The following is a 7,737-nucleotide window of genomic DNA, read 5'->3' as shown; positions in this document are numbered from 1 at the left end:
GGGTGCGCAAGCGGGCGCAAGCAGGGGCGCAAGAATGGGTGCATCACGCGGCGGCCTCCGGTTCGGTCGGCGTTGGTTTCGTGAGGGTCGCCGGAAACAGCGAAAGACGCAAGCCGACCAGCGCGTGCAGCGCATCGCGCAACTGACGCGCCGAGGTCTGCGAGGTCTCGGTCGGCGCCGCGGCATTGGCGAGCCCCTGCGCGGTGACGCGCGCGACGGCCACGTCGATCAACGACATCAGGCTGTCCGGCACCGGAACGCGGTGGCGTCGATCGATGCAGCTCTCGTAGTATGTACGCACTCCATCGAGAACATGGTCGATCGCGCCGGCCGCTTCGCCGCCGAGCTTGCGTGTGAGGCGGCGCAGGTCCAGCGCGTTGAACCCGATGCGCAGATCGCGGAAGCTCTCGATCGACGGATGGCGGTAGTCGTCGGTGGCCGCGAGGCGCGGGATCAATTGCATCAGCCGATCGAGCATGCGCGCGGCGAGATTGCGCGGGTCTTCGATCGGCCGCGTCGACGCGCTCAGCGCGACGTCGGCCCAGCTCGAGCGCAACAGGCGCGCCGCGGCCAGCTCGGCGCCGAATGGGCGCGTTGCGCGGGTCCACAGGTATGCATAGAGCAGGCCGGAGAGGCCCGCGAGGTTGGCGTTCAGGAACGTCAGGAAGTTCGCGTCGTACGCGTCCTGAATGCTGATGAAGGTGGCCGTGTTCACCGCGACCAGCACCGTCACCATGTTGAACTGCGGGCGCGGAATCAGCGTGCCGACCAGAATGAACGGCGCGGCGAACAGGATCACCAGCATCGCGAAGTCGTGCACCTGCGGCAGCACGACGAACAGATAGAGACCCGCGGCCACGACGGCGACGCCAGTCGCGAGGAAGAAGCGGAACACGAACGGCGCGGGTTCGTCGAGCGCGGCGAAGAAGCAGCAGGCGACCGCCGCGAGCGTGACCGCGCTCGCGCCGTCGTTCCAGCCCGAGCCGATCCACAGCGCGCACGCGAGCACCACAGCCGCGGCCGCCGACACGGTCGCGAACAGCATCATGCCGCGATCGTAGAAGCGCTCGGTGCCGCCGAGTCGCCAGTGACGGAAATGCGGCCGCCACGAACCTTCCTCGCGCGTGATGATGATGCGCAGCGAGCGGCAGTCTTGCCACACGTCGATCACTTGCGCGAGGCGCCACAGTGCATTCGACAGCAGCGCGCCGTCCCAATGCACGAGCGCGGCGGCGGGCGGGTGCATCGCGGCGATGCGCGCGCGCAGCGCGTTGGCGGTCTCGTCCGCGTGATAGCCCTCGTTCGGCGCGGGCAGCGGTTGGTTGAACCACTTGATGACGTCGTCGATCAGCGTCTGGAGTCCTTCGGGCCAGTGTTGCGGGCCGTTGTTGTAGAGCGCGAGCAGCGGATCGGCGAGCGACGACATGATCGGCAGCAGCAGTTGCATGCGGCCACGTAGTTCATGCGCGCGCGCGAGGACGTCGGGCCGCGTGTGATCGTAGGCGAGCTGGCTCAGCAGCAGTTCGAGACCGTTGATCGTGCTCGCGAGTCGTTGCCGAGCGCCGGAAATCGCCGAGCTTGCGATGCGGCCCGACAGCGTTTCGGTCGCGTAGAACGCGGCGTCGCGAAACCATGCGTCGGTGCGCTCGATGATCGTCGGCGCGAGCCGGCTCGGAAACACCGCGCTGCCGACGATGCTCGCGCAGACGATGCCGAGAATGATCTCCTCGGTCCGGCTCACGGCGAGATCGAAGACGCCGGTCGGATTCGTCACCGACGGCAGCGCGATGATCGGCATCGTATAGGCGGCCAGCATGAACACGTAGCTGCGCGCGGTGCGGTCGGACACCGCGAGGTAGAGCATCGTGCCGGTCCACGTCGCGACGATCACGCTGAACAGGTACGGCGATTCGACGAACGGCGGCACCAGCAGCACCGCGCCCGACGCGCCGAGCGCAGTGCCCAGCGCACGATAGATCGCCTTCGAGCGGGTCGCGCCGACGAACGGGTTCGACACGATGTAGACGGTCGCCATCGCCCAGTACGGCCGCGGCAGTTGGAACGCGAGGCCGATGTAAAGCGCGAGCATGGCCGCGGCGAACGTTTTGACGGAAAACAGCCAGTCGCGGAGAGTGGGATAGACCATAAACCGTTACGCGGAATCGGCGTTGTGCGGCGCGGTGGCTCGCGCGCCGCTCTTGGTGGACTTGCGCGCCTTGGCGGTGCTGCGTGATTTGCCGGCCGTTTTGGCAGCGCTTTTGCCGCTCGTCCGTTTGACCTTGCTGGCAAGCGCCTCGCCTTTGGCGGACTCGCGCTTCGCCGACGAGGTGCGCTTCGTCGCCTCGTGCCTGACCGATTCCGGGCGCACGGGCTGCGCGCGTTCGTGACGCGTGTCGCGCTCGACGCTTCCCGGTTCGGCGCGTCCGGCGGCATCGGCCGTGAATGCGTCGAGCACGCGCAGGGCGGCTTCGAGATCGTCGCGCGATACGCCTTTGAGCGCCTGCGCGCGCAACGTGACCAGTTCCTCTTCCATCTTCGCGGTGACGGCGCGGCCTTCGTCGGTCAGTACGACGGTCTTCGCGCGGCGGTCTTCGGGATCTTCGTCGCGGCGCATCAGGCCGGCCGCGCACAACTGGTCGAGCAGCCGCACGAGGGACGGCCCCTCGATGCCGATGTGATCGGCGAGCGTGACCTGACGCACCGCCGAGCCGAGCCGGCTCGCGGTCAGCAGCGGCGTCGCGCACGCTTCGGATACGTTGAAGGCCGCGAGCACACCATGACTCGTGCGCCGCCACTTTCTGGCGGCGACGACCAGCGTGCTGCTGACTGTGCGGCGCAGGGCATCGAGATTCGACATGGCCGGTATTGTATTTCCAAAATATTCGTTAGCAAACTATTGAATTGGAAATCGTGGCCGAACCGGAGGAGTCTGCGGCGTGAATGCGACAGCGGCATTAAATCGGTGGCCAGGAGGTGGGCTTACAGAATCGTTGGGTGTGCGGTGCGCCGCAATTTAATGGACATTTTGATGCAAGAGGTCTACTTGATTCACTTGAGCTTGGTTCACGCGAGCAGCCCGATCCGCACCGTGCGCGCCAGATCGTCGAGCTGAAACGGCTTGCGCAGGATCGTGCAATGCTTGACTGCGAGATCGGCAATGTCGACGTCCGCATAGCCGGTCGCCAGGACCACCGGTAGATCGGCACGAAGCTTGCGCGCCGCGGCGATCACGTCGATGCCGTTCATGCCCGGCATCGCGAAGTCGACCATCAGCAGATCGGGATGATCGTCGACGAGGCGGTCAAGGCCGGCCTGGCCGTCGGCGGCCTCCGTCACCGTGTAGCCGAGCATGCGCAACGATTCAACGAGCATCGCGCGCACTTCGCTGTCGTCCTCGATCACGAGCACGCGCTTGTCGCCGACCGCGTTCGCTTCCGCATCGGACTCCGCTTCGCTGTGCGCGGCCACTCGCTCGCGCATCGGCAGCCAGATCTGCACCGTGGTGCCGGTACCTTCTTCGCTGAAGATGCGCGCGGCGCCGCCCGCCTGCCTCGCGATGCCATACACCTGGCTCAGGCCTAGCCCCGTGCCCTTGCCGATCGGCTTGGTCGTGAAGAACGGATCGAACACGCGCGACACGACGTCTGGCGGAATGCCCTCACCCGTGTCGGCGACTTCGATCACGACGTAGCGGCCATGCTTCAGCGTCTGGTCGGGCGCGTCGCGCAGGGTCACGTGGATGTCGAGGCGCCCGCCGGCCGGCATCGCGTCGCGCGCGTTGATCGCGAGATTGAGCACCGCGAGCTCGAGCTGATTTGCGTCGGCCTGGGTCCACATTTCGGTGCGCTCGAAGTCGTTGTCGTAGCGGATGCTCGAGCCGAGCGACACCGCGATGATGTCGCGCATGCCCTGCAGCAGCGCGACCACGTCGATCGCTTTCAGATTCGGGTTGCTGTTGCGCGAGAAAGTCAGCAACTGGCCAGTCAGTTTCGCGCCGCGCTCGGTCGCGCGCTTGACGGTGGCCGCCATGCCGCGCAGGCGTTCGTCGCCGCTCACGCGCGCGATCAGTTCCGCGTTGACCATGATCACGTTCAGCAGATTGTTGAAGTCGTGCGCGATGCCGCCGGTCAGCTGACCGAGCGCCTCCATCTTCTGTGATTGCACGAGCACGGCCTGAACCTTCGCGCGCTCGTGGATCTCGGCCATCAGCCGGTCGTTGGCTGACGCAAGTTCGTGCGTGCGCGCGGCGATGCGGCTTTCCAGCGAATCGTTCAGCTGCTCCAGCGCGTCCTGTGCCTCGATGCGCTCGGCAAGCAGCCTTCGCGACTCATATTGCCGTCCGCGGGCCCGCAACGACGACGCGACCGCGCGCCGCAACGTTTCCGAATTGAGCGGACGTTCGAGCACCACTACGTTGCCGAGCCGTTCGAGCACTTCGAGCCCGCGCGCGGATCGATGGCCGATGCTGCGGGCGGCGAGCAGGATGAACGGGAAGTCGGACCATGCGGGCTGCCGTTCGAGCCACGCATACAGGCTCGAGCCGTGGCCGTTCGCGAGCGCTTCCTCGGTGAGCAGCGCGGTGCCCGCGCCGACGTCGAGCTCGCTGGTGAGCGCGTCGGCGTCGTCGCAGGTCACGCAGGCGCGTGCGTCGTTGTGCAGAGCGGCGGTGATCACTTCGGCGTCGCGGCCGAACGGTGCGAGGATGAGAACACGCTGCTCCATCGCTCACTGTCCTGACGTATCGATCAGATGGTTCGTCGCGCCGAGCATCACGGTGCTGCCGCGATACGAGGGCAGGCCCGACAGCACGCCCTCGAAGTCGCGCAGCGCTTCGCCGACCTCGACGCCTTCGGTGCCGAGGCGGAACTGGCGGATCGTGCGTTCATGATCGTTCGCGCGGCTCTTGACGGCGGTTATTGCCGTCAGCACTTCGCCTTGGTGCTCGAAATAGCGGAACAGCACGACCACGTCGCTCAGATAACTGACGTCGACCTCGGTCTGCACTTCGCCGATGATGCCGTGCTGCCCGAGCACGAGCATCGTGACCACGCCCTGCTGATTCAGATAGCCGAGCAATTCGTGCATGTGCAGCAGCAGGTAGCGCTCGCCGGGCATCGCCTGCAGATAGGCGTTCAGGCTGTCGACCGCGACATAGCGCACGTGCTCGTTTTCGACCGCGTTGCGCACGTCGCTCGACAGCTCGCCCGGTGAGATTTCCGCGGGATCGATCTGGCGCAGCATCAGCAGACCGCTTTCGACGTGCGGGGCGAGATCCATGCCGAGCGTCGCGCAGCGTGTGACCAGCGTGCTGAGCGTTTCGTCGAATACGTAGTACGCGCAACGCTCGCCGCGTTCGAGTGCGGCAAGTAGGCACGACACGACGGTGGTGGTTTTGCCGACCCCCGACGGGCCGATGATCAGCGAATTGGTGCCGGGGACGAGGCCACCGCCGAGCAGCGCGTCGAGGCCGGGCGTGCCGGTGCTCATCGGGCTCGTGCCGAATTCGCTGTGATGCTCGGCGGCGACCAGACGCGGATAGACGCGCAGACCGCCGGTGTTCAGCGTGAAGTCGTGATAGCCCTCGCGGAACTTAATGCCGCGCATCTTCGCGATGCGCAGACGGCGGCGATTGCCGCCGTAATCATGAGCGACGTTTTCGAGGCTGATCACGCCGTGCACGATGCTGTGAAGCTGAATGCCGGAGGCGCTGGCCGACGTGTCGTCGAGCAGCAGCACCGTGCATTCGCGCGTCGAGAAATGGTGCTTGAGCGCGAGAATCTGCCGACGGTAGCGCAATGGGTTCTCCGCCAGCAGACGCAGTTCGGACAGGCTGTCCAGGACGACGCGCGCCGGCTTCAGTTCGTCGACGTGCTCGATCACGTTGCGCACGCTTTCGCCGAGTTCGACTTCGGCCGGGTGCAGCACGGTCTGTTCGTATTGCGGTTCGAGCCCTTCTTCGGGCAGTTGCTCCAGTATCGTGAAACGGCTCAGATCCCAGCCGTGGCTCACGCCGATCGCGAGCAGTTCAGCACGGGTTTCGGACAGCGCGATATAAAGGCCCGTCTGCCCTTCGTGCAGGCCCTTGAGTAAGAATTGCAACGCGAGGGTGGTTTTACCCGTGCCTGGCACACCCTCCACGAGGTACATGCGGTTCGGCGTAAGACCACCGCCGAGGATGTCGTCGATGCCTTCGATGCCCGACGATATGCGGGCGGGGGTAGGGGCGGCGGTAGTGGTCGACATGATGGTTGAAATGACGTCGGCAGTGGCTTTGATCGAAACGGGCGCGATGTCGCGGCCGGTATGGCGCTACGCAATTTGTGTGCCGTCGTGCATTGCCTGCGTGCTCGGGCCTCGCGCGCATGGGCATGAAGCGTGCTGTTAAGGTGGCTCGCTGCGAGTTTTTCTTCAGCAGCACTTGGGAAGCTTCACGCACACCATGAAAACCTGTCGACTTTCCGCTATCGCGCTTACCGCGGCATCGCTCGTTGCGCTGCTGCCGGTCAGTGCATCCGCCGACGATAGCCCCAGACCTTGCGGTGCGCTCAAACGGATCGTGGCCGCGGCGCCGGACGGCTTCGCCTCGCTGACACCCGACGACGGCAAAGGCGTTGCGCAACCTTATGGCGATGACGCGCAATGTTCGGCCGCGCATCGAAGTTTCCAGTGCACGTGGACGCCGCATCAGGCGGCGGGCTCGAACGCGGATGCATTGGAAGCGGTCGCGGCAGACGTCGCGTCCTGCCTGCCCGATGCAACGCACGATCAGAATTCGCCGGGACGTCAGCACTTTTATCTCGGCGCGAAGGATCGACGCACCGAAATCACGCTGACGCCCGAGGGGTCCAACCGGTTGCGGCTCGTGGTGTCGGGCAGGTAAGCGGCGGTGCCGTTCAGGCGGTGGCGGCCGGCCACCACGACCAGCCGCGTCGCGAGTGGCGTAATGCGACGACCGACAGCGGCGCGATCTCGATGCGACAGAACACGGTTGGCGATGCGCCGAGGGCGTGCACGATTGCCGCTCGCAGCAGAGTCGCGTGGGTGATGGCGACGATGGTTCGACTGTGCGCAAAGGCCGCGAAGCTTGCTTCGTTGACGGCATTGCATGAACGCACGTCTGCCTGCTGCGCGTCGAGCCACTCTCCAACCCGCTGCACGAGTTGACCGAACGATTCGCCGCCGGGCGGCGCGGCGTCGGGCTCGCGTGTCCAGGCGGCGAGTTCGCGGGTCGTTTCGTCGGCAATGTCCGCGAGGCGCTGGCCGCGCCATTTGCCATAGTCGATATCCGCCAATGCGTCGGCAGGCGTGGCGCTCAGACCGAGCGCGGCGGCCGTTTCGCGCGCGCTGGCGGCGGGGCTGGTGAACACGGCGGTGTCGGCGGGAAGCGCGAGACGCGCGCGCGCCGCTTCGGCTTCGGCGCGACCGCGCGCGTCGAGCGGATCGTCGGCAGGGAAGCGGCCCGCGCGCTGCGCGGCCGTTGCCGCGTGGCTCACCAGTAATAGTCGCGTATCCATTCTTTGCCTTGGCGCCTCATTCGCACTTGCCTGCGAGGTTTCATCGGTTCGCGGCGAGCGTTGCGAGGCAGCCTTCGCCGTCACGGAAGCCGCAGTTTAGACAGCATGACTCCCGTGAGGCAAAGGCTGGCCCGCCGTGAGGAATCAAACGCGGGTTAGCATTGCTGCCAGAGCCGCACGGTGTGGACAGGGCCACACCCGGCGATTTCCGACACGGAGGCCA

At 66.0% G+C, this 7,737-nt stretch carries 6 protein-coding genes; 1 reads left to right on the top strand and 5 read right to left on the bottom strand.

From position 1 onward, the window contains the following. Positions 1 to 43: 43 nt before the first annotated feature. The 4 genes from F6X40_RS40555 to F6X40_RS40540 form a co-directional block, all read right to left on the bottom strand. Positions 44 to 2,146, bottom strand: coding sequence for an FUSC family protein (locus F6X40_RS40555; RefSeq protein WP_187631761.1), 2,103 nt, complete (start codon positions 2,144 to 2,146; stop codon positions 44 to 46). A 6-nt stretch (positions 2,147 to 2,152) separates the two neighbouring features. Then, positions 2,153 to 2,857 (bottom strand): MarR family winged helix-turn-helix transcriptional regulator, encoded by a 705-nt coding sequence (locus tag F6X40_RS40550; protein WP_187631760.1) that lies wholly within the window; start codon positions 2,855 to 2,857, stop codon positions 2,153 to 2,155. Between the two features lie 206 nt (positions 2,858 to 3,063). After that, the gene (locus F6X40_RS40545) at positions 3,064 to 4,722 is read right to left on the bottom strand and encodes an ATP-binding protein (protein ID WP_187631759.1); all 1,659 of its coding nucleotides are present in this window, start codon (positions 4,720 to 4,722) and stop codon (positions 3,064 to 3,066) included. A gap of 3 nt (positions 4,723 to 4,725) precedes the next feature. Next, positions 4,726 to 6,243, bottom strand: coding sequence for an ATPase domain-containing protein (locus F6X40_RS40540; protein WP_187631758.1), 1,518 nt, complete (start codon positions 6,241 to 6,243; stop codon positions 4,726 to 4,728). A 196-nt stretch (positions 6,244 to 6,439) separates the two neighbouring features. Here F6X40_RS40540 and F6X40_RS40535 point away from each other — a divergent pair, with 196 nt between their 5' ends. Beyond that, positions 6,440 to 6,880: a hypothetical protein gene (locus F6X40_RS40535; protein WP_184072145.1), complete on the top strand. Its 441-nt coding sequence runs from the start codon at positions 6,440 to 6,442 to the stop codon at positions 6,878 to 6,880. A 13-nt stretch (positions 6,881 to 6,893) separates the two neighbouring features. Here F6X40_RS40535 and F6X40_RS40530 read toward each other — a convergent pair whose 3' ends face one another. After that, positions 6,894 to 7,514, bottom strand: coding sequence for a histidine phosphatase family protein (locus F6X40_RS40530; RefSeq protein WP_187631757.1), 621 nt, complete (start codon positions 7,512 to 7,514; stop codon positions 6,894 to 6,896). Positions 7,515 to 7,737: the final 223 nt, after the last annotated feature.

This window comes from Paraburkholderia sp. UCT31 (assembly GCF_014397655.1).
In the GTDB taxonomy this organism is placed as follows: domain Bacteria; phylum Pseudomonadota; class Gammaproteobacteria; order Burkholderiales; family Burkholderiaceae; genus Paraburkholderia; species Paraburkholderia tuberum.
Note: the sequence above shows the minus strand (reverse complement) of the source record. Positions and strands in the feature narration are given on the sequence as shown.